Source organism: Bacteroides muris (ex Afrizal et al. 2022), from assembly GCF_004793475.1.
GTDB lineage: Bacteria > Bacteroidota > Bacteroidia > Bacteroidales > Bacteroidaceae > Bacteroides > Bacteroides muris.
The window spans coordinates 1-21,912 of record NZ_SRYZ01000018.1; the positions used below are offsets into that span (position 1 = coordinate 1).

21 protein-coding genes are annotated in these 21,912 nt (G+C 44.9%); all 21 read left to right on the top strand.

Translation table 11 applies throughout. From position 1 onward, the window contains the following. The first annotated feature begins 57 nt into the window (after positions 1 to 57). The 21 genes from E5355_RS09420 to E5355_RS09520 all read left to right on the top strand — a co-directional run bounded on the left by E5355_RS09420 (position 58) and on the right by E5355_RS09520 (position 21,907). The gene (locus E5355_RS09420) at positions 58 to 321 is read left to right on the top strand and encodes a toprim domain-containing protein (protein WP_370282074.1); all 264 of its coding nucleotides are present in this window, start codon (positions 58 to 60) and stop codon (positions 319 to 321) included. Between the two features lie 256 nt (positions 322 to 577). After that, positions 578 to 1,027 (top strand): hypothetical protein, encoded by a 450-nt coding sequence (locus E5355_RS09425; protein ID WP_136010168.1) that lies wholly within the window; start codon positions 578 to 580, stop codon positions 1,025 to 1,027. Continuing rightward, positions 1,024 to 1,356 (top strand): DUF4134 domain-containing protein, encoded by a 333-nt coding sequence (locus tag E5355_RS09430; RefSeq protein ID WP_050553478.1) that lies wholly within the window; start codon positions 1,024 to 1,026, stop codon positions 1,354 to 1,356. The genes E5355_RS09425 and E5355_RS09430 overlap by 4 nt, the downstream gene beginning before the upstream one ends. Before the next feature lie 51 nt (positions 1,357 to 1,407). Next, the gene (locus E5355_RS09435) at positions 1,408 to 1,770 is read left to right on the top strand and encodes a DUF4134 domain-containing protein (protein ID WP_027200608.1); all 363 of its coding nucleotides are present in this window, start codon (positions 1,408 to 1,410) and stop codon (positions 1,768 to 1,770) included. A 12-nt stretch (positions 1,771 to 1,782) separates the two neighbouring features. Continuing rightward, entirely contained in the window at positions 1,783 to 2,079 is a 297-nt protein-coding gene (locus E5355_RS09440) for a DUF4133 domain-containing protein (protein ID WP_136010169.1), read from the top strand. A 98-nt stretch (positions 2,080 to 2,177) separates the two neighbouring features. After that, positions 2,178 to 4,895 carry a helicase HerA domain-containing protein gene (locus E5355_RS09445; protein WP_136010170.1) on the top strand — a complete coding sequence of 906 codons (2,718 nt, stop codon included), beginning with the start codon at positions 2,178 to 2,180 and terminating at the stop codon, positions 4,893 to 4,895. Beyond that, the gene (locus E5355_RS09450) at positions 4,892 to 7,417 is read left to right on the top strand and encodes a hypothetical protein (RefSeq protein WP_136010171.1); all 2,526 of its coding nucleotides are present in this window, start codon (positions 4,892 to 4,894) and stop codon (positions 7,415 to 7,417) included. The genes E5355_RS09445 and E5355_RS09450 overlap by 4 nt, the downstream gene beginning before the upstream one ends. Next, positions 7,414 to 8,145 carry a hypothetical protein gene (locus E5355_RS09455; protein WP_027200604.1) on the top strand — a complete coding sequence of 244 codons (732 nt, stop codon included), beginning with the start codon at positions 7,414 to 7,416 and terminating at the stop codon, positions 8,143 to 8,145. Before E5355_RS09450 ends, E5355_RS09455 begins: the two co-directional genes overlap by 4 nt. A 22-nt stretch (positions 8,146 to 8,167) precedes the next feature. Continuing rightward, positions 8,168 to 8,926: a DUF5045 domain-containing protein gene (locus E5355_RS09460; protein WP_136010172.1), complete on the top strand. Its 759-nt coding sequence runs from the start codon at positions 8,168 to 8,170 to the stop codon at positions 8,924 to 8,926. Positions 8,927 to 8,938: 12 nt separating this feature from the next. Then, on the top strand, positions 8,939 to 9,340 hold the full coding sequence (locus E5355_RS09465; protein WP_136010173.1) for a hypothetical protein: 402 nt from the start codon (positions 8,939 to 8,941) through the stop codon (positions 9,338 to 9,340). Further along, positions 9,340 to 10,473, top strand: coding sequence for a hypothetical protein (locus tag E5355_RS09470; RefSeq protein WP_027200601.1), 1,134 nt, complete (start codon positions 9,340 to 9,342; stop codon positions 10,471 to 10,473). Before E5355_RS09465 ends, E5355_RS09470 begins: the two co-directional genes overlap by 1 nt. Before the next feature lie 28 nt (positions 10,474 to 10,501). Further along, on the top strand, positions 10,502 to 10,897 hold the full coding sequence (locus E5355_RS09475) for a hypothetical protein (protein ID WP_136010174.1): 396 nt from the start codon (positions 10,502 to 10,504) through the stop codon (positions 10,895 to 10,897). 3 nt (positions 10,898 to 10,900) lie between these two features. After that, positions 10,901 to 11,515 carry a conjugative transposon protein TraK gene (gene traK / locus E5355_RS09480; protein ID WP_027200599.1) on the top strand — a complete coding sequence of 205 codons (615 nt, stop codon included), beginning with the start codon at positions 10,901 to 10,903 and terminating at the stop codon, positions 11,513 to 11,515. An 11-nt stretch (positions 11,516 to 11,526) separates the two neighbouring features. Then, positions 11,527 to 11,892: a hypothetical protein gene (locus E5355_RS09485; RefSeq protein WP_027200598.1), complete on the top strand. Its 366-nt coding sequence runs from the start codon at positions 11,527 to 11,529 to the stop codon at positions 11,890 to 11,892. After that, a complete protein-coding gene (gene traM, locus E5355_RS09490; RefSeq protein ID WP_136010175.1) occupies positions 11,889 to 13,031 on the top strand; it encodes a conjugative transposon protein TraM in 1,143 nt (380 codons plus the stop codon). The genes E5355_RS09485 and traM overlap by 4 nt, the downstream gene beginning before the upstream one ends. 35 nt (positions 13,032 to 13,066) lie before the next feature. Then, positions 13,067 to 13,912 carry a conjugative transposon protein TraN gene (traN, locus tag E5355_RS09495; RefSeq protein WP_136010176.1) on the top strand — a complete coding sequence of 282 codons (846 nt, stop codon included), beginning with the start codon at positions 13,067 to 13,069 and terminating at the stop codon, positions 13,910 to 13,912. 2 nt (positions 13,913 to 13,914) lie between these two features. Continuing rightward, entirely contained in the window at positions 13,915 to 14,421 is a 507-nt protein-coding gene (locus E5355_RS09500) for a hypothetical protein (RefSeq protein WP_370282079.1), read from the top strand. Positions 14,422 to 14,428: 7 nt separating this feature from the next. Then, complete coding sequence (locus E5355_RS09505) at positions 14,429 to 15,100, top strand: DUF1566 domain-containing protein (RefSeq protein ID WP_136010178.1); 672 nt, start codon at positions 14,429 to 14,431, stop codon at positions 15,098 to 15,100. Positions 15,101 to 15,136: 36 nt separating this feature from the next. Next, the gene (locus E5355_RS09510; protein WP_136010179.1) at positions 15,137 to 17,317 is read left to right on the top strand and encodes a type IV secretory system conjugative DNA transfer family protein; all 2,181 of its coding nucleotides are present in this window, start codon (positions 15,137 to 15,139) and stop codon (positions 17,315 to 17,317) included. A gap of 12 nt (positions 17,318 to 17,329) precedes the next feature. Continuing rightward, positions 17,330 to 18,553 (top strand): tyrosine-type recombinase/integrase, encoded by a 1,224-nt coding sequence (locus tag E5355_RS09515; RefSeq protein WP_027200592.1) that lies wholly within the window; start codon positions 17,330 to 17,332, stop codon positions 18,551 to 18,553. Between the two features lie 324 nt (positions 18,554 to 18,877). Further along, positions 18,878 to 21,907, top strand: coding sequence for a virulence factor SrfB (locus E5355_RS09520; RefSeq protein ID WP_136010180.1), 3,030 nt, complete (start codon positions 18,878 to 18,880; stop codon positions 21,905 to 21,907). The last annotated feature ends 5 nt before the right edge of the window (positions 21,908 to 21,912 follow it).

Sequence of the window (21,912 nt, forward strand, 5' to 3'; positions counted from 1 at the left end):
TGGGCCAAATTTATTTAATGTTTAACTAGTCCCTATTTTTTATGGGACACTAATGTAATGTTGCATAAAAAGAGAGATTACCACGTATGTGTTGACATCCCGACCGATTTTCTTGTGATGAACTCCGTAAGCAACTTGAAAAAGTGTCTTCTGGAACTGGAGCAATATATTTTCATCCATTGTTATCTGGATAACGACCTCGCCGGGCAAAAGACAGTCGAGACCATTGCCGGACTTTACGGGATAAAGGTAATCGACCACTCCAAAAACTATTACAACTACAAAGACCTGAATGACTATCTGAGGGGAAAAAGGCGTTAGTCTTTGTCTTCCCTCTGATAGCATATCACAACCCATAGAAGGCTCTCCCTAACAAGGAGGGCTTTTCGTGTTTATATACACTCGTAAAACGTCTAAAAATTCATTCAAAGTATGATATTTGAGTATGATTTTAGATTTTTGCCCAAAAATGTTTAAGATTCTGCCTGTTTTCTCAGATATTTTTCAGAGTATGAAAATATTGTATTTCCTTTGCAATCATATTTTAATCATATTCTAATTTCAGACTATAAAAAATATGAAAGCATACTTCATTTTCGTCCTTGTGCTGACCGTAGCATACATCGTATATTATGCGGTAATGATAACCAAAGACCTTCACGGAAACGGTGAAAAGAAGAAATCCGAGGAAGAAGAGTTCGACGTGAGCGAATTTGATGCGGAAGAAAGCGTCAGCGTGGTGGAGAACGACAAGGGGTTCAATGTCGGGGACAACGAGTATGAGACACACTACATTGATGAAACGCAGTCTGTGTCAGACGATAAAGAACCGGAGAGCGAAAAGCACAAGCAGGATGTGGTTGAAGCAATCAACCACAGGATTGAGGAAAGAATGGAAGAGACCCATGCCACTTTCTCCAACCCTTACAATTCCGCAGAGCTATACAAATTGATGATGGGAAAAGGTCTTGGCAACTCCCCATCCAACGGAGGTGTAACCATAAAACCGGCAATAGACGAACTATGACAGGATGGAACATCAAAAAAGCAATAACTCCAATCTTCATGCTGCTGCCTTGTGCGGTCTTCGCAAAGAGCGGCAGCGTGAATTACTCCTGGGGCGCAGACGCATTGGCTTCGATGCACGACTTTGTCGTAACGATGATGATGTACGTCCAGTATATCATTTATGCGGTTGCAGGAGGTTTTGCGGTCATAGCCGCATTCCAGATATACATCAAGATGAACACGGGCGAAGACGGAATCACCAAGCATATCCTCACGCTGGTAGGAGCCTGCCTCTTCATTATCGGGGCATCCATCGTATTCCCGGCATTCTTCGGCTACCGAATTTAGAAAATCACGAGTGTAAAACAATAATTAAAGTCCAATTAAAACGAAACAAGCATGTTTGAAAAAGTAAAACGATTCGCAAAGAAGATTGCGACCTCCAAGAAAGCGCAGATGACCTGCCTGATGATGGTGTGTGGTGTAACCGCAATGATGGCACAGACCACCGCAGGAGACTATTCGGCCGGTACAGCGGCATTGACCCAAGTGAGCGAGGAAATCGCCAAGTATGTTCCCATTGTGGTAAAACTGTGCTACGCCATTGCCGGTGTGGTTGCCGTAGTGGGTGCAATCTCGGTTTACATCGCGATGAACAACGAGGAGCAGGATGTCAAGAAGAAGATCATGATGGTGGTCGGAGCCTGTATCTTCCTCATCGCGGCAGCCCAGGCACTTCCTCTGTTCTTCGGCCTCTCTTAAAGCACAGGCGGTATGGACGGCAGAGAGGAACACTATCCCGATTATCCATTGTTCAAGGGGCTTCAACGTCCCCTTGAATTTATGGGTATTCAAGGACGATACATCTATTGGGCGGCAGCTACGATAGGCATTGCCATAGTCGGCTTTATCATTGCCTACTGTCTGGCAGGATTCGTCCTCGCACTGATTGTACTGACAGTTACCGTAACAGGCGGTGCCGGACTGATTCTGTTCAAGCAACGCAAGGGGCTGCACAGCAAACGACAGGAACGAGGAGTGTTCATCTATGCCTATTCCAAGAAAATGTAACAGAAAACCATTTGACCATGAATGGATATATTGAATGTTGAACGTGGGTAGGCTTGTCCTTTGATTAGGTCAGCCTGCCCTTAATTGTAAATAACCGAATGATTACATACATCTTCCTGATTTTTATTGCCATTTGCGCAGGCATGGCCATTTCGGTCTATGCTTTCGGCACGGGAGGCAAACGGAAACGGATATTCCAGGACATCTATTTCTCCGTGGAAGATGCGGACGGTATCGGTGTGATATATACCAAGACAGGCGAATACTCCGCTGTGCTGAAAGTGAAGAATCCGGTGCAGAAGTATTGTGCCAACATCGATGCCTATTACGAGTTCACCCAACTCTTTACCGCCATAGCACAGACATTGGGAGAAGGATACGCCCTACACAAGCAGGACATTTTTGTAAAAAAGAGCTTTGAGGGAATGAACGGTGAGGAACGTGAATTTCTCTCTTCATCCTATTTCCGTTACTTCAACGGCAGACCCTACACCGACAGCGAATGTTATCTGACCATCACTCAGGAATCCAAGAAGAGCAGCCTGTTTTCATACGACAGCAAGAAATGGCGTGATTTCCTCGTGAAGATACGCAAGGTGCATGACCAGTTGCGTGATGCAGGTGTTCAGATAAAGTTCCTGGGCAAACAGGAAGTCAGCGACTATGCAGACCGCTACTTCTCCATGAATTTCAGAGACAAGGTAGTCTCCATGACCAATTTCAAGGTGGATGACGAATGTATCTCCATGGGCGACAAGCGTTGCAAGGTATATAGCCTTGTGGATGTGGATAGCGTAAGCCTGCCTTCCGTCATCCGTCCTTACATGAATGTGGAAGTCAACAACAGCAGTATGCCAATGGATTTGGTATCTGCGGTATCATCCATACCCAACGCCGAAGCCGTGGTGTATAACCAGATGATATTCATTCCCAACCAAAAGAGAGAGCTGGCCTTGCTTGACAAAAAGAAAAACCGCCATGCGAGTATGCCCAATCCCGGCAACCAGATGGCAGTCGAGGACATCAAGCGTGTGCAGGAAGTAGTGGCACGAGAGAGCAAGCAATTGGTATATACCCACTACAACCTTGTGGTAGCCATATCCGCAAAGACCGACATCCACAAATACACGAACCATCTGGAGAACAGTTTTTCGAGGATGGGTATCCACATATCCAAGAGAGCCTATAACCAGTTGGAACTGTTCGTCAATTCTTTTCCCGGCAACTGTTACGGCATGAATCCGGAGTATGACCGTTTCCTCACTTTAGGAGATGCGGCCACCTGTCTGATGTACAAGGAGCGCATCCTGCATAGCGAGAAGACACCTTTGAAAATCTATTATACGGACAGGCAAGGTGTACCTGTGGCTATCGACATCACAGGAAAAGAGGGCGCGGAAAAACTGACCGACAACAGCAATTTTTTCTGTTTGGGACCTTCGGGAAGCGGCAAGAGTTTCCACATGAACAGCGTGGTGCGCCAGCTTCACGAGCAAGGGACTGATGTGGTCATGGTAGATACCGGTAACTCATACGAGGGATTGTGTGAATACGTAGGAGGCAAATACATCTCCTACACGGAGGAACGCCCCATTACCATGAATCCGTTCCGCATCAACCGACAGGAGCTGAACGTGGAGAAGACCGGATTCCTGAAAAACCTTGTCCTGCTGATCTGGAAAGGAAGCCAAGGGACTGTCACCAAGACAGAAGACAGACTGATAGAACAGGTCATCACAGAGTATTATGACACCTACTTCAACAAGTTCAACGGCTTTACACCGCCCCAAAGGGAGGATTTGCGCAAAAGTCTCCTGATTGACGAGCGCAACAAAGGCGGCAACCGTTCCGAAAACGAAGCGGAACTGAACGCACGGATAGAAAAGGTTATCGACGAGATAGAGCGAAGAAGAAAGGAACTGAAAGTGGAATCATTGTCATTCAACACATTCTATGAGTTCTCCGTACAGCGCATTCCCGACATCTGCAACGAGAACAGCATTTTGGGGATAGACTTCTCTACCTACCGCTATATGATGAAAGACTTCTACCTGGGCGGCAATCACGAAAAGACCCTGAACGAGAATATGGACAGTTCGCTGTTTGACGAGACCTTCATCGTCTTCGAGATCGATTCCATAAAAGATGACCCGCTCCTGTTTCCCTTGGTGACGCTCATCATCATGGACGTGTTCCTGCAGAAGATGCGTATCAAGAAGAACCGCAAGGTCTTGGTCATCGAAGAAGCCTGGAAAGCCATCGCTTCCCCACTTATGGCAGAATACATCAAGTTTATGTACAAGACCGCCCGAAAGTTCTGGGCAAGCGTGGGTGTGGTGACACAGGAAATCCAGGACATCATCGGCTCTGAAATCGTAAAGGAAGCCATCATCAACAACTCCGATGTGGTAATGCTGCTTGACCAAAGCAAATTCCGTGAACGCTTCGACACCATCAAGGCGATACTCGGACTGACCGATGTGGACTGTAAGAAAATATTCACCATCAACCGATTGGAGAATAAAGAGGGACGTTCATTCTTCCGTGAGGTCTTCATCCGCCGTGGCACGACCAGCGGAGTCTATGGCGTGGAAGAACCGCATGAATGCTATATGACCTACACCACGGAACGAGCGGAGAAAGAAGCGTTGAAACTCTACAAGACAGAGCTGCAATGCAGCCACAAGGAAGCTATCGAGCGGTATTGTGCCGATTGGGAGGCTTCCGGGATAGGCAAATCCCTGCCGTTCGCCCAAAAAGTAAACGCTGCCGGAAAAGTATTGAATCTTCATCAACCAAAGACAAAACAACAATGAAACGATACGCTCTCATAATAATGACAATAGCCACGATTTTCGTCCAACAAGCCCACGCCCAGTATTACAGCGTGAACTTCGATGCGAAAACCGTGGCCGCCATGGTTGCAGCCTACGGTACAGGAACTGTTGCCGAGGCATATTATGACGAGCAGGTACAAGCCATCCTGAAACATTATAAGGCTTCGGAAGTGGCAACAGCCGGTATATTCGCAAGCAAATTTCTGGAGCGCAAAGCACTCACTGATTTGGGCATCTGGAGCAGCGCCACGGAAAATTACTACTATCGGAGAATCTATCATTTAGTGGCACACAAGATTATCCCCAAGACATGGATTGTCGCCAAGCTGATGCTCCGTTCTCCTCAGACCGCCCTTCATTGGGGCAGCTATCTGATGAAGGTGTGTGATGATACCAAAGCCCTCTGTATGCAGTTCGAGAGCATTGTCACCAACAGCACCTTGTCCTTTTCGGACATCGCCTTTTTGGAGTTCAACGAAGAGATAGCCGCTATCTTGAAACTCTCGGAAATCGGCAATGTGGATTGGGAACGCCTCTTTGACGACCTATCCAAAGTTCCAGGCAATTTCACGAAAGAGAACCTGAAAGCCGATTTGGACAAACTCTACCAAATGGGAGCCGGCCTTGCCACTTCGGGTATCACCAACATCGGTAACGCCCTTTTGCTGCAAAACTCTTTCCATGAGCTGATGAACGGCAAGGTCAGCAAGGTCATAGACATCTATGAGCATTACAGCGGTCTCTTCGAGCAGTTGGAAAACAATGCAGGACAGACCATACTCGGTATCGTGGGCGGTCCGGACAATGTGGCAGGATTGTTCAAGTTCAGTGATTACAACCTCACTTCGTGGATTACCGATTATTTAGATGAGACTTCGGGCAGCTATTATACCCAGCGGTGGTATATCGCCAGACGTGACCGTGGCAGCGTGCCGCTCTGTGACTATGTGCCTCCGACCGACGACAAGAGCATTCTTGAAGGTGGCGAATGGACCCGCTTCAAGACAAGCGATCCGAATTTCTATCCCAATGCCTCGCAACGGGAACAGGCCCTTTCCAATTCGGAGCGTTATGCAGGATGGTCAAGAAACAGGGTGCAACAGCTCAATAATGCCAATGACGGATTTCATTACGCCATCAATTACTACCAGTCCTGCTATATCATCAGTCGCGGTGGCAAGCAGACCAAGAAATCATACGCCTACGAAATCCACGTCACGAAAAGTTGGGACAACGAGGAAGTCGTTTACGAAGATCTGTTTGACTCCTACTCCATGGATTTGAACACTTTCAAGGCACAACTAAATGCACTTTTGTCAGAGTTCAACGAGAACGAAGACGGGTATGTCTATTATATCGCGTCCGACAGCCGGAACTATTATCAAGCAACCAACGAAGAGAAGCTGAAAGGCTGTGAGACGGTAACAATCAGTGTGACCTGTTCGGATGGAGCGACACTTGGGCAGGGAACGACCCAGTACAAGTGCCGCAAATGCGGTAAGACACTTAACGCCCATTCCAAAGAGTGCGCGATGAAGACCACAGCCGAGAGCGAAGAACTGGACTTGTCGGAACTGGATACCATGCAACGGGAAGCGGACAACAAGGTTTACGCACTCCAGTCCCAAATATCCGCATTGGAAAAGGAAAATGAATCGCTAATCAAGCAGATAGCCAATGCCAGCGTAGAAGATGCCATCCCTCTCCGTCAGAAATACAATGAGAACAAGGCGGAAATAGAGAGGCTGAAGCCGGAGCTTGCCACCTGGCAGCAGAAACAGGCAGAAATCGCACAGGCTAAGGAAGAAGCCAAGAGCGAGAACGATGTGGCGACCGATGACTACTACCGCATACCGGCAATCATGCAGGATTGCAAGGCGGCTTACAACATCACCTGGCAGGACAACGGATCGTGGAACGGCTATACCTTTATCAGAAAAGGGACGATACCCAACATCAACGGTATCATCACGTTCAGGGCAACACTGAAAATCGCACGCAAACCGAAATATTTTCTGGGCATCAAGATACACAGAGCCATCCTGCAAATCTCGTGGGACTTGACCACGGAATATTCCGATACCCACGTGGTGGAAGTGATGACACTCGATCCCGGCATGAGCGAAAAGGAGAAGACAAAGTTAGTCAACGACCGTATAGCCAAGATTGCGAAAGAATATCCGAAATGCAAGATAACCACGGAATATGCCCGGACAGCCCCGCAGGAAGACACGAAGACCAACGACATGTACCATCTGCTTTGGTCAAGCGACCGTCTTGAGATTGCCCGTGAAGTGGACTCCCGGCTTACGAAGATTTATGCCGACCTAGTATCCTTGGAGAAGATGATGCACTACAAACGCAGCATCATCGACGTGCTGAAGGATGTGCTGCCACCAATCAATGACGAAGAGGGGCGCAGGCTGTCCCTTGTGGAAGAGTGCCACGACCGATGGATGGAGAACGCAAGAAACAAAAAGAACAAGGAGGGCAAGCGATGAACACAGGCAAGACATACATATTAGGACTGATACTCATGCAGCTTGTCCCTTTGTCCGCAAAGGCACAATGGAGCTTTGACATAGGTACGGTGGAAGCCTACATCAACGACCATAAGCAACAGCGCAGCCTTTTGCTGGCCCGCTCCACATTGGAACACAGCAACAAACTCCTGCACGAATACAGCCGTAAGGAGACTGTCGGTTACAAGGAGTTGAACGTGGATTTGGATAAATACACCAGAGCCTTCGATGTGATTGACGTGATGTACCAGTCGCTACGCACGGCGTTGAATGTCCATTCCACCTATCAGGGAGTCAGTGACAGAATCTCGGACTACAAGGCAATGCTTGAAGATTTCAACGAAAAAGTCATCAAACGAAAGCACATCGAGCTGGCAGATACGCTGATACTCTCCATCAATGCCAGAGCCATACGGATGATAGCCCAGGAAGGCGAATACCTCTACAAGTCCGTGAGCGATTTGGTATTGTACGCCACAGGAGCGGCAGCCTGTTCCACTTCGGACTTGCTGATGGTGTTGAACAGCATCAACTATTCTTTAGACACTATCGAAAGGCATCTGAACAGGGCCTACTTCGAGACATGGCGGTACATACAAGTCCGTATCGGCTATTGGAAAGAGAAAGTCTATCGCACGAAAAGCAAACGGGAACTTATAGACGATGCTTTCGGCAGGTGGAGACAATCAGGAAAACTGGATTATTGACAACGAAAAAACAGAGAAATATATGAAATGGATATTGACAACAGTAATGATTATGGCTGTGACAATCGGAGCGAAAGCCCAATATGTCACTTACAACCACGATTCGCCCAAGATGAATCAGATTACAGTGGGAGAAACCGGAGCCGGTGCGCTCAAACCTGAACTTTATTACACGTTGCTGCACAACAAATACAAGAAAACGGCAGCAGTAAAGAACAAGCTCGCATTCCGCACGACGGCAGGTGTGGCATCCTATCAACAGGTGGACGAGGCGGAAGCCATTGACTCCGCACTGACCAGCCGGGCCAAGATTGAAGCCTTGAATGTGGCAGACCGACAGGTGGATCTTGCCTGGCTTGCGGAAAAGGACAAGGTAGAATCCCAGATGCGGCAGTTTCAGAAGAACATAGACCGCATATTGCTGACAGGCGGCTCACCAAAAGAGAAAGAACGTTGGAGCGACTACTACCAGGTATATCAATGCGCCATCAAAGCGACAAAGGATGCCTATATGCCCAATGCAGAGCGGAAGCGGCAATATCTGCAAATCTATGCCGATGTCTCCAAGCAGAATGATGTGCTGGTCAAATATCTCGTTCAGTTGAGCAACCGCAATGCCACTAAAAATCTCCTTTCGGCAAGCAACAACCGCTCGATAGACAAGAGAAGCATCATCAGTAATGCCATGAGCCGCTGGAATGAATCCCGGTCAGCAGTACGAGGGTCGCAAGGCGATGGCGGAAGCGGTGACGGAGACGGTAATGAAAGTGTGAACAGATAAATATAATAAGGTATGGAAAATTTGACCCAACTCAGATTTAAGTTGAACGCTGCCAAACAGCGGAACAAGAGACCGTCAGAAAACATGGCAAAGTTGCCCGGTATTATCGGTATTATCGGCAGTACCCCTATCGTGGATGTGAACACAAAGTCGGCAGAGCTGCAACTGATACCATTCACGCAACTACACAAGTATGTCGGCAGCTACTATGCAAAAATCAAGAAAGTATTACTGGCAGAAGGTGTTATTGTACGGCAGAACGGTATGTGGCATCTACGTGAAGACCTGCAAAAGGATGGCATTGCCGTCTATACCACAGGCAGATTGGGCTGTTACTATGTCTATCACTTGAAATGGACTCCGAAAGGCGTAGCATTTATCAAGGACATTATCAATCATAAAACCAACCACTGATGGCAAGCGGAGATATACTTTCAGACTTCGGCATCAATCTGCTTGAAGAAGAGATAGATGACGTGATTTTTCAGACCAATGAGTTCCTGACGGATGCCACGTTTACAGGTTCACAGGGGCCGTTTTGGTGGATATTGCAGATGTGTATGGCACTCGCAGCCCTGTTCGCCATTATTATGGCGGCAGGCATGGCGTATAAGATGATGGTCAAGAACGAGCCGTTGGATATTATGAAGCTGTTCAAGCCGTTGGCGATTTCCATCATTCTCTGTTGGTGGTACCCACCGGCAGACACAGGCATGGTAAACAGCGGCAGCAACTGGTGTGTGTTGGACTTTCTGTCCTATATCCCGAACTGCATCGGTTCTTATACGCACGACCTGTATCAGGCAGAAGCCACACATATTGAGGATAAATTCCAGGAGGTGCAACAACTCATTTTTGCGAGAGACACGATGTACACCAGTCTGCAAGCACAGGCAGATGTGGCGCACAGCGGCACTTCCGACCCCAACTTGATAGAAGCCACCATGGAACAGACAGGTGTGGACGAAGTGACCAATATGGAGAAAGATGCAGCCAAACTATGGTTCACCTCTCTCACATCGGGAATCGTGGTAGGAATAGATAAAATCGTGATGCTCATAGCCTTAATTGTATTTAGAATCGGTTGGTGGGCTACGATTTACTGCCAGCAAATCCTGCTCGGAATGCTGACGATATTCGGTCCGATACAGTGGGCGTTCTCGCTATTGCCCAAGTGGGAAGGAGCCTGGGCAAAGTGGCTGACAAGGTATCTGACAGTGCATTTTTATGGTGCGATGCTCTACTTCGTCGGGTTTTATGTGCTGTTGCTTTTCGACATCGTGCTTTGCATACAGGTAGAGAACCTGACAGCCATCACAGTCAGCGAACAGACTATGGCTGCCTATCTGCAAAACAGTTTCTTCTCTGCCGGCTATCTGATGGCGGCAAGCATTGTTGCCCTGAAATGCCTGAACCTTGTACCCGACTTGGCGGCATGGATGATTCCTGAAGGAGACACCGCTTTCTCCACCCGAAACTTCGGCGAGGGTGTGGCACAGCAGGCCAAGATGACAGCGACAGGTGCAATCGGCACATTGGCAAGATAAGATTAACAAACAATTAAACAGAATAGAAATGGAATTACAAAAGAAAATTGAAAAATGGTTAGAGGACGAGAAGTTTGTAACCTTCGCCAACAAGCGTATGCAAGAAGAGATTTTATACGTACCAGAAAACCACTATCTCGACCCTAAGCACGAGGAATTGGAGGAGGGTTTTGACTATTACGACTGTTATGCAGCACCATTGGCGACATACCTAACCTATCGTTTGCAACTGGTTAAGTGCAGTAAAAATGCAAAGAAACGTAAGCGAGGAATTTGGTGGGTGTATGTACAAGTCTATATACTGGGATTCTACACCAAAGTCTTCGCTTGTGAGTTTGAAAATCTGGTCAGGATGGTTAATGAAGAGGTTATGCTCATACTCCACAGTGAATATACCCAAAGTTTAAGAACACAAAGACAGTAAGGTATGGTTATCAAGAATCTGGAAAATAAAATCAAACTGGTCGGCATCATCTGTTCGCTCTTCCTTGCCGGCTGCATCATCATCAGCGTGGGCAGTATATGGACAGCAAGGACGATGGTGGCAGATGCACAACAGAAAGTATATGTATTGGACGGCAACGTGCCCATACTGGTCAACCGCACCACCATGGAAGAAACCCTCGATGTGGAAGCCAAGAGCCATGTGGAAATGTTCCACCACTTCTTCTTTACGCTTCCGCCGGATGACAAATACATCCATTACACGATGAACAAGGCGATGTATTTAGTGGATGAGACCGGATTGGCACAGTACAACACGCTCAAGGAGAAAGGATTTTACTCCAACATCTTAGGAACGAGTGCCGTCTTTTCAATCTATTGCGACAGCATTGCCTTTGACAAGGGAAAAATGGAGTTCACCTACTATGGCCGTCAGCGTATCGAGCGAAGGAGCAATATCCTGATGCGTGAATTAGTGACGGCAGGACAGCTCAAACGAGTGCCCCGAACAGAGAACAATCCGCATGGGCTGTTGATCGTGAACTGGCGCACCCTTCTCAATAAAGACATCGAACAGAAAACGAAAACAACTTATTAAAACGTACAGTTATGAACATCAAAGGATTCCGCAGGATGCTGGTCGGCGAAAAAATGCCTGACAAGAACGATCCTCAATACAAAGAGCGGTATGAACGCGATGTGAATGCAGGGCGCAAGTTCGCCAAAGCGACACGCATAGACAAGATGGCGGCAAAGATACAGGAGTTTGCCAACAGGAACAAGATCCTGTTCTTGGTCATGGTATTCGGCTTTGTCATCGGCACATTCACATTCAACATCTACCGTTTGGCAAAAGCCTACCACCACGGACAGGAAACGAGAAGTGCCACGGAAGTACAGGACAGCCTGCTCAGGAAACGGCACAAGGATTTGGTAACACCCATAGTTGAACCCCGACAATCAGAACAGCGATGAAGAATATATTTGAGAAAATCAATTTCAAGCAGCCGAAGTATATGCTTCCTGCCATTCTGTACATACCGTTGCTGGCCGCCTCGTATTTCATTTTCGACCTGTTCAATACGGGAAAAGCGGAGATACCCGACAAAAGCCTCCAGACAACGGAGTTCCTGAATCCCGACCTGCCCGATGCCACGATTAAGGGCGGAGACGGAATCGGAAGCAAATATGAGAATATGGCAAAATCGTGGGGAAAGATAGCCGATTACACGGCGGTTGACAATATAGAACGAGAAGAACCCGATGATGACAAAGAAAAATACGAATCGCAGTACAGCCAGGACGAAGTCGCCCTCTTGGGCGAACTGGAACAGCAGAAAGCGTTGGCCGCAGAAGCAGCCGAAGCCGGAACGAGAGAACAGGAAGCCCTCAAAGAGTTGGAACGTGCCCTTGCCGAAGCAAGGCTGAAAGCGCAGGAGCAGGTTGCTCCGATTATGGAAGACAGCCTTGAAGAGCAAACCGACACCCCTGTTGCCGTCAGCGGAACCATCGAGGAAGACAGCCGTGCCGTAAGTGCGCCATCCGATACCGAGAAGCCGGGTGAAATGATCAAGAAGGTCAAAGTACCTTCCGATTATTTCAACACCATTGCCCACAACGAACACGAGCCGAACCTTATCAAGGCAATCATTGACGAAAATGTCAAAGCCGTGGAAGGCAGCCGTGTAAGACTTCGTCTGTTGGATGATGTGGAGATAAACGAGACGGTGGTCAAAAGCGGTTCCTACCTCTATGCCATCATGAGCGGTTTTTCCTCGCAAAGGGTAAAAGGGACTATCAGCAGTGTGCTTGTGAACGATGAAATCATCAAGGTCAGCCTTTCCCTTTACGACACCGACGGACTGGAGGGATTGTATGTGCCGTCCAGTTCCTTCCGGGAGACCGCAAAGGATGTGGCCAGCGGAGCGTTCAACAGCAATATGAGCATGAACACCGGTGGTAACGGGAACAGTCTGACCCAATGGGGTATGCAGGCTATTCAGGATGCCTACCAGAAGACCAGCAACGCCATCAGCAAGAACATCAAGAAAAACAAGGTCAATCTGAAATACGGCACGTTTGTCTATATCATCAACAGCCAGGAGAAAAAATAATACAGAGTAAATAATCCATTCAAAGATTCAGAGATATGAAAATCATCAAAACTATCTGTACCGGAATTGCGGCAGTGTTCTCGATTCTGCCGACTTTCGCCCAGCAGACCTACGAGGAATTGGAGCAGCTGACCGTCAACGAGCAGGTGACGACCGTCATCACCGCTTCCGAGCCCATCCGTTTCGTGGATATTTCCACGGACAAGGTGGTTGGAGACCAGCCTATAAACAACACCATTCGTCTGAAGCCCAAAGAGACCGGACATGAAGACGGAGAAGTGCTTGCCATCGTCACCATTGTCACGGAACGCTACCGCACCCAGTATGCGTTGCTTTATACCACAAGAATGCAGGAAGCCGTAACGGACAAGGAGATAGAGTTCCGGGAACGGAATGCCTACAACAATCCGGCAGTCAGCATGTCGGTATCGGACATGAGCCGTTATGCCAGACGGATATGGAACTCTCCTGCAAAATACCGGAATGTGAGCAACAGGGAACACCGCATGAATATGAGACTAAACAACATCTATGCGGTCGGAGATTACTTTTTTATTGACTTCTCCATTGAGAACAAGACAAACATCCGTTTTGACATTGACGAGATCCGGTTAAAACTCGCTGACAAGAAAGTTACCAAAGCGACAAATGCCCAAATCATAGAATTGACTCCGGCATTGGTTCTTGAACAGGCGAAATCATTCCGTCACGGCTATCGCAATGTGATTGTGGTCAAGAAGATGACCTTCCCCAACGACAAGGTACTTACCATTGAGATGACAGAGAAACAGATAAGCGGCAGGAACATACGTCTGAATATCGACTATGAGGATGTGCTTTCAGCCGATTCGTTTAATGCCGTATTGTTAGAGGAGGAATGAGCATGAGAAGAATTGTATTGGCATTGGTGGCAATCGTTGCATTTGCCATCACCGGCAAGGCACAGAGTAACAGCGACCGGCTTTCTTTAGGTGTAGGTTGCCTGTATCAAAATGGTCTGGATCTTACCCTCTCTTACGAACATGAAGGCAAATACCACCATGCTTGGGAGTTTTTTGCCAACGGTTACATCAAGTGGGCTGAATGCGCCTCCTGCAAGCATATCTGTCCCGAATCATTCTGGAAGAATTACCGAAGCTATGGGTTCGGTGTCGCCTACAAGCCTTGTGTGGTACGTGGGCGCAATCATTACGGCAATGTCCGTATCGGTGCGTCGGCAGGAAGTGATACCCGTCGTTTCTTGGGAGGCATCCACCTCGGATATGAGCACAATTATGTATTGCGTGGTGGCTGGCAGTTGTTCTGCCAGGTCAAGACCGATTTGATGATAAAAGGCGAAGACCTGTTCCGCACAGGTATTGTCTTAGGTGTAAAATTACCATTAAATTAAGGGAAAGATGAAAAAGAAGATATACAACAAGATAGGCAGACTGGTCGGGATGTTGGCCATTACCGTTTTATTCGTGGCTTGTGACGAACACCGGAATTTTCCGGACACGGCAATGAAGCCCTGTCATATCCTATGCACGGACGGAAAAGTATTGTCGGTATCGGACTTCAGGGAATCCGAAAAACAACCCATTGCCGTGGTGTTCCATATCAATCACGATGAGAACACCGAGGGTAACGGCTATGCCGTCTATCTGTGGGATTTGGAGCCATTGGCTTTTGCCGACAGCATAGGCGTGAAGCAAAACACCTCCGCCGACATCGCCGCACTGGACGGATTTGAAAATACTTTCGCCCTATTGGATGCGAGAGAAACATCCTCGCCACTGGCAGAGAAAGTTTTTGATATGTGGAGATACGGCCAATCCGCCTATGTCCCATCGGTAGCACAGATGCGCTTGCTTTATCATGCCAAGGAGCAAATCAATCCTGTTATCAAGATGTGCGGTGGCGACACGCTGTCCATTGAAGCCGATGATTGCTGGTACTGGACAAGTACGGAGGTCAATGAACAACAGACCGCCAAGGCATGGCTCTATTCTATGGGAAGCGGAACGATTCACGATACGCCCAAAATACAGGCTCATAAATCAAGGGCAATCATCACATTGAGAGATTGAAAACCAGATTATTAAAGGAATTAGCGAATAACAGCTATGGAAGAAAGTAAAGAATTACAAGGCTTTTACAAGATATTCCGCTCGGTCATCTATATCTCCATCCTGATGGAGTTCTTCGAGTATGCCATCGACCCTGCCATGCTTGACCATTGGGGAGGTATCCTCTGCGACATACACGGACGCATCAAACGGTGGGTGATATACAATGACGGAAATCTTGCGTACAGCAAACTTGCCACGTTCCTGCTTATCTGCATCACCTGTATAGGCACGAGGAACAAGAAAAAACTGGAGTTCAATGGCCACAAGCAAGTCCTCTATCCTATCATAGCAGGTATAGGGCTGATTGTGCTGTCCGTATGGCTGTACGGTTATCCGATGGAAACAAGGCTTTATTCCTTGCGCCTGAACATCTGGCTCTATATGATTGCCTCCGTGGTCGGCGTGATACTGGTTCACATCGCCCTTGACAATATCTCCAAATTCCTCAAAGAGGGTTTGCTCAAAGACCGCTTCAACTTTGAAAATGAAAGTTTCGAGCAATGCCGGGAGTTACAGGAAAACAAATACTCGGTCAATATCCCCATGCGCTATTATTACAAAGGCAAGTTCCGTAAAGGTTGGGTGAACATCAACAACCCTTTCCGAGGCACTTGGGTAGTCGGCACACCGGGCAGTGGTAAGACTTTTTCCATCATCGAGCCGTTTATCCGGCAGCACTCCGCAAAGGGCTTTGCCTTAGTAGTTTACGACTACAAATTTCCGACATTGGCTAGCAAATTGTACTATCATTACAAGAAGAACCAGAAGCTCGGAAAGCTGCCCAAGGGGTGCAAATTCAACATCATCAACTTCGTGGATGTGGAATACAGCCGCAGGGTAAATCCTATCCAGTTGAAATACATCAACAACCTTGCTGCCGCATCCGAAACCGCAGAAACCCTGCTTGAGTCCTTGCAGAAAGGCAAGAAAGAAGGAGGCGGAGGCAGCGACCAGTTCTTCCAGACCTCCGCTGTCAACTTCCTGGCAGCCTGTATCTATTTCTTCTGCAACTGGGGGAAAGAACCCTACGACAAGGACGGTAATATGCTCACGGCGGAAAAGGTACAGGACAAACAGACCAAACGGATGATCACCACCGGGCGTGTATTCAATTCCGCTGGCGAGGAAGTGGAGCCGGCTTATTGGTTAGGCAAATATTCCGATATGCCACATATCCTTTCGTTCCTTAACGAGAGCTATCAGACCATCTTTGAGGTGTTGGAGACCGACAATGAGGTGGCACCGTTGCTCGGTCCGTTTCAGACCGCCCTGAAAAACAAGGCAATGGAACAGTTGGAAGGTATGATCGGTACGTTGCGTGTCTATACCTCGCGTCTGGCGACCAAGGAGAGCTATTGGATATTCCACAAGGACGGTGATGACTTCGATTTGAAAGTCTCTGACCCCAAGAATCCCTCTTACCTATTGATTGCCAATGACCCGGAAATGGAGAGCATCATCGGTGCGCTGAACGCCCTTATCCTCAATCGTCTTGTTACAAGGGTAAATACCGGACAGGGCAAGAATATCCCGGTAAGCATCATCGTGGATGAGTTGCCTACCCTGTATTTCCACAAGATAGACCGCCTTATCGGTACGGCACGAAGCAATAAGGTATCGGTGGCGTTGGGATTTCAGGAGTTGCCGCAGCTCGAAGCGGACTATGGCAAAGTAGGTATGCAGAAGATTATCACTACTGTCGGCAATGTAGTCAGCGGTTCTGCCCGTTCCAAAGAGACCTTGGAATGGTTGTCATCCGACATCTTCGGTAAGGTGGTACAGCTCAAAAAAGGCGTGACCATTGACCGGGACAAAACCTCCATCAACCTCAATGAGAATATGGACAGCCTTGTTCCGGCATCCAAAATCTCCGATATGCCTACCGGCTGGATATGCGGTCAGACGGCACGTGACTTCGTGCAGACGAAGACCGGAAGCGGTGGCAGTATGAATATCCAGGAAAGCGAAGAATTCAAGACATCCAAATTCTACTGCAAGACAGATTTTGACATGAATGAGATAAAAAAGGAAGAAGCCGGATATGTTCCTCTCCCTAAGTTCTACACCTTCAAATCAAGGGATGAACGGGAGCGTATCCTTTATAAAAACTTTGTGCAGGTCGGCGAAGATGTCAAGGAGATGATTCAGGAGATACAGAAGTATAAGGTAAAATAAATATGTAATAGAATGGCATCAGTAAAATTAAAGTTTAGAGTGTCCTCTCTCCCTGAGAAAGAGGGCACTTTGTATTTTCAAGTTATCCACGAAAGAGTGGTAAAACAGATAGGAACACCCTGTCGGATATTAGAATCAGAGTGGGACAAGCATCGTAATGATATTATCAAATCCACGTATGTATCTCCAAACAGACAAGGGCTTATCAAATCTATCAGAGAAAAGGTTACGTGGGAGAAAAAACGCTTGCATAAAATCATTGAAAATTTAGAGAACAATGGGTTTCCTTTTACTACCGATAAAATAGTACAAGAGTATTATGCCCTATCCACTGAAAATACAACTGTCTTTGAATATATTAAAATTCAAATAGAAAGATTGAAAAGTGCAGGAAAAGAACGGACAAGTGAAACATACAAGCAGATGCTTCTCAGTTTTATGAAGTTTAGGAATGAGGAAGATTTATTTTTTGATATGATAGATGAACATCTAATATGTCAGTATGAAAGTCACATGAGAATTTCCAATTTATGCCGAAATACCACATCGTTTTATTTAAGGATATTGCGCAGTGTTTATAATCGTGCAGTAGAAGATGGGCTTACAAAACAGAATATGCCTTTCAAACGTGTATATACCGGAGTAGACAAAACCTCCAAACGTGCGATCAGCCTAAAAGAAGTCAAAAGGATTAAAGATTTGGATTTGAGTCAAACGCCAACCCTTGATTTTGCAAGAGATATATTTCTATTCTCCTTTTATATGCGTGGGATGTCTTTCGTTGACATTGCATATCTGAAAAAGAAAAATCTTGCAAACGGCTTTGTTGTATATAACAGACGTAAAACAGGGCAACAGTTAGTTGTAAAATGGGAAAAACAAATGGAAGCAATAGCCAATAAGTATCTTGATTCAAACAATCCTTTTCTTTTCCCTATTATCACAAAGGAAGATGGAACTGAACGCAAGCAGTATTTGAATAAAATGATGTTAATCAACAGATATTTGAAGAAGATTGCAGAACTTGCAAAAATCCCTATCCCACTGACCATGTACGTGGCCCGGCATTCCTGGGCGAGTATCGCCCAATCGAAAAATGTACCTATGCAGGCTATCAGTCTTGGTATGGGGCATGACAATGAAGAAACGACACGCATTTACCTTGCCTCTATTCAAACCGATGTCATAGATAATGCCAATAATAAGATTTTGAATCTTTTGGAGAGAAACAAGTAAAAAACAATTTGGTTATAGGAAATTTAGCTGCATTTGATATAAAAAATATTGAATGCTAAATGTTTGCGCCTTAATATCTCGTGGTAAAATGCGATTGTTTGGGAAAAGTTTTCACTCTTACATAGAGTGCATAAATCACCTGCAAAGTTACAAATTTATTTGCAGATAGTATGCTTTTCTTTGCAAAAGTTTCACTTTCGAGAGTAAATGTTTGACGAAATAGCTCAAACATATTACTTAAATGCTACAAATTCAATGATATGAAAATGCGTACTAACTCTATGTAAGAGTTAGACAAACAACAGCCCAAAATAACAGAGTAATATGGCATATTCATTAATAGCAAATTCAGGCATACACATTACAACTTTTCCTTTGGAAATCAGAATAAAGGAAAAGTTTAGTTTGTGGTTTCACGAATGGTATGATACTACAAATGGCGAATGGATTCTTGATTTAGCCCATGAAGTAACAACAGAAACTAATAGGTACTTTTTTAAGAAAAAAAAGCTCTTTGATAATGGATTCTTATCAGAGGCCACTGGCAGTGGAGACATTGATGTTAGTTCTTTAGCTGAAGAGGGTATAATCCCCTTGATGATTGATGAAGAGATGCAATGTACAGGTGAAATTTACAAAATGACTTTCTCCGATAAAGGTAATACTTTAGATTTCTTTGAAAATAAATGGTTGCCACTGCCATACTTCTTCAAACGTAGTGAAACGAAATTTAAATTTGGTCCACTAAACTGGAGCCGATTTATGCTTATACCTATTGACTCTACAGAACAAACCAAACGCTATAATGTGATTTTAGCATTTGATACTCGTACCGTAGAACAAAATAGTAAATATGAAGAATGTCCTATTTTCCCAGATCAGTTTATGACTGAAATGAAATTTGAGGTGTGTAAGCAGGAGTTTTATCTTATGGATTATTGCTCACCCAAACAAGAGTGGGAATACATAAATGACTATTTGTTTTCTTTAGTTCATCCTAATATAAGTAGCGTAGGTAAAATAAAGTCTGGTAAAAAACTTAACTATATAGCATCCTATTATTTATTAATCGATTATATTGCTCAGAATGAGCTATTCCCCAAGGTATCCTTATTTAAAGACAAAGATACTTTGGTGAAAGATGTTGATATGGTTATTGACATAGGCAACTCGCGAACAACCGCACTGCTTGTTGAAGACAATTCAAATTTCAATCAAGTAAATCAGTTGGAATTGATCGACTATACAAATCTTTTGAAAACCGACTCCAAAGGTACTAAAATCAATACATATCAAGAACCTTTTGATATGCGATTAGCATTTAGGAAAGTAGATTTTGGCGACTTTGGGATACAAGGCAGTAAACAATTTGTATATCCTAGTTTTGTAAGGCTTGGAAAAGAAGCGAATCATTTGATACATCGTGCAACTGAATCTGTTTCAAATAGAGAAAGTCTTTCTACTATGTCAAGTCCCAAAAGGTACCTTTGGGATGGGCATAAAAGTAAAGATGAATGGAACTTTATGGTGCTTGATGGAGAAAAAGATAATCACATCTTAAATATTCCTGGTATCTCAGAACACTTACAAAGCAATGGGCAGTTAGCAATCAATGGTACAGGAGGGCAATCTTATCACTATTCAAGACGATCTCTTATGACTTTTGCTTTTCTTGAGATGCTCGTTCAAGCACAGGTACAAATTAACAATAATCAATATCGGATAGATCGTGGTGATATTACATTACCTCGTCGCATACGGCGTATGGTTGTTACTTGTCCTACAGCCATGTCTAAACTTGAAAGAGAAGCTCTTGTAAAATGTGCTGGCGATGCAGTAAAGCTACTTAATCTTTTTAAGAATGAAGATTTTCGTGTTGATATTGCACCTGCTGTTACTACGTTTAAAGATACAGAAAGCAAATGGTATTACGATGAGGCAACTTGCTCTCAATTAGTATATATCTACGGTGAAATTGGCTGGAAATATAAAGGTTCCTGCCAAGAGTTTTTTAATTTATACGGGAAAACTTCTCAAAACAGCATTCAACCAGAATTAACAATTGGCTCCTTGGATATTGGTGCTGGAACATCAGATTTAATGATTAGCCGTTATTCTTATACTAAGGGAGATGTAACAACCATTACTCCAGAACCTCTTTTTTACGATAGTTACTATTACGCTGGTGATGAGATGCTCAATGAACTTATAAGAAAAATTATGTTCTTCTCTCCCAATAGTGCTTTTAGAAAGAAATTGAAAGGGCTTTCTGAAACTGATTATCGTCAACGTCTGCGCAATTTTTTTGGCCCAGATTATACAGGGCAAACGATCTCTGATCGAAAGCTGCGTAGAGACTTCAATATACAATATTCTATACCACTTATGTATTGTTTCCTTGATATGTTAGCTAATGGCATTAAGGATTGTACAATACGTTATACAGATGTATTTGAAGATTGTCCGCCTAATGAACGGATAAAAGAGGGATTTAAGAAATATTTTTCTTTTGATTTGGAAGATCTTGAATGGGAGTTTGACAAATTTGCTGTTTCTGATGTTATATCAAGAGCTTTTGAACCCCTATTAAAAAAAATTGCGACTATAATGTATGCCTATAATTGCGACATTGTATTGTTGTCGGGACGACCTTCGTCTTTATCTCCTATACGCAACATTTTTTTAAAATATTATTCAGTGTCTCCAAATCGTTTAATATTGTTGAATGATTATTTTGTAGGACATTGGTATCCTAATAAGAATAACACGGGGAAAGCCACTGCAAAAACCATCGTTGCAATGGGAGCGTTAGTCGGTTATTATGCTATATCTCTTGGGAATCTTGATAAATTCTTAATAGACAAATCGCAATTAGATAAAAAACTAAAATCTGTAATTAATTACATAGAATCTTCGCGGGAAGGACAACCGATAGAATACTTCATAACACCAGAAAAAAATATGGGAGAACTGATGGTTAGTTCTTTACCTACGACTTTAAATGTTCGACAAATTGGATTGGACTCTTATCCGTCAAGAAAATTATATGTCATTGATTTTAACCAACACAAGATGATTGAACGCATAAGAAATAAAGCTATTCAAGAAGGTACTTCTATAAATGAAACGCAAGCTCTTGCTAAGGTTAAGGAAATAATTGATGATTTACGTTTACGAATGCCTTTTCAACTATCTATTGAACGCGATGAAGATGATAAAGAAAAATTAATAATTACAGCTATTACTGACAAAAAAGGTAACGAATTGGCAGATAGTAACATTGAGATAAACATTCAAAGTTTAGGAGCGGACGAGCGTTATTGGCTTGACACCGGAGCTTTTGATATTCAATAATGCAA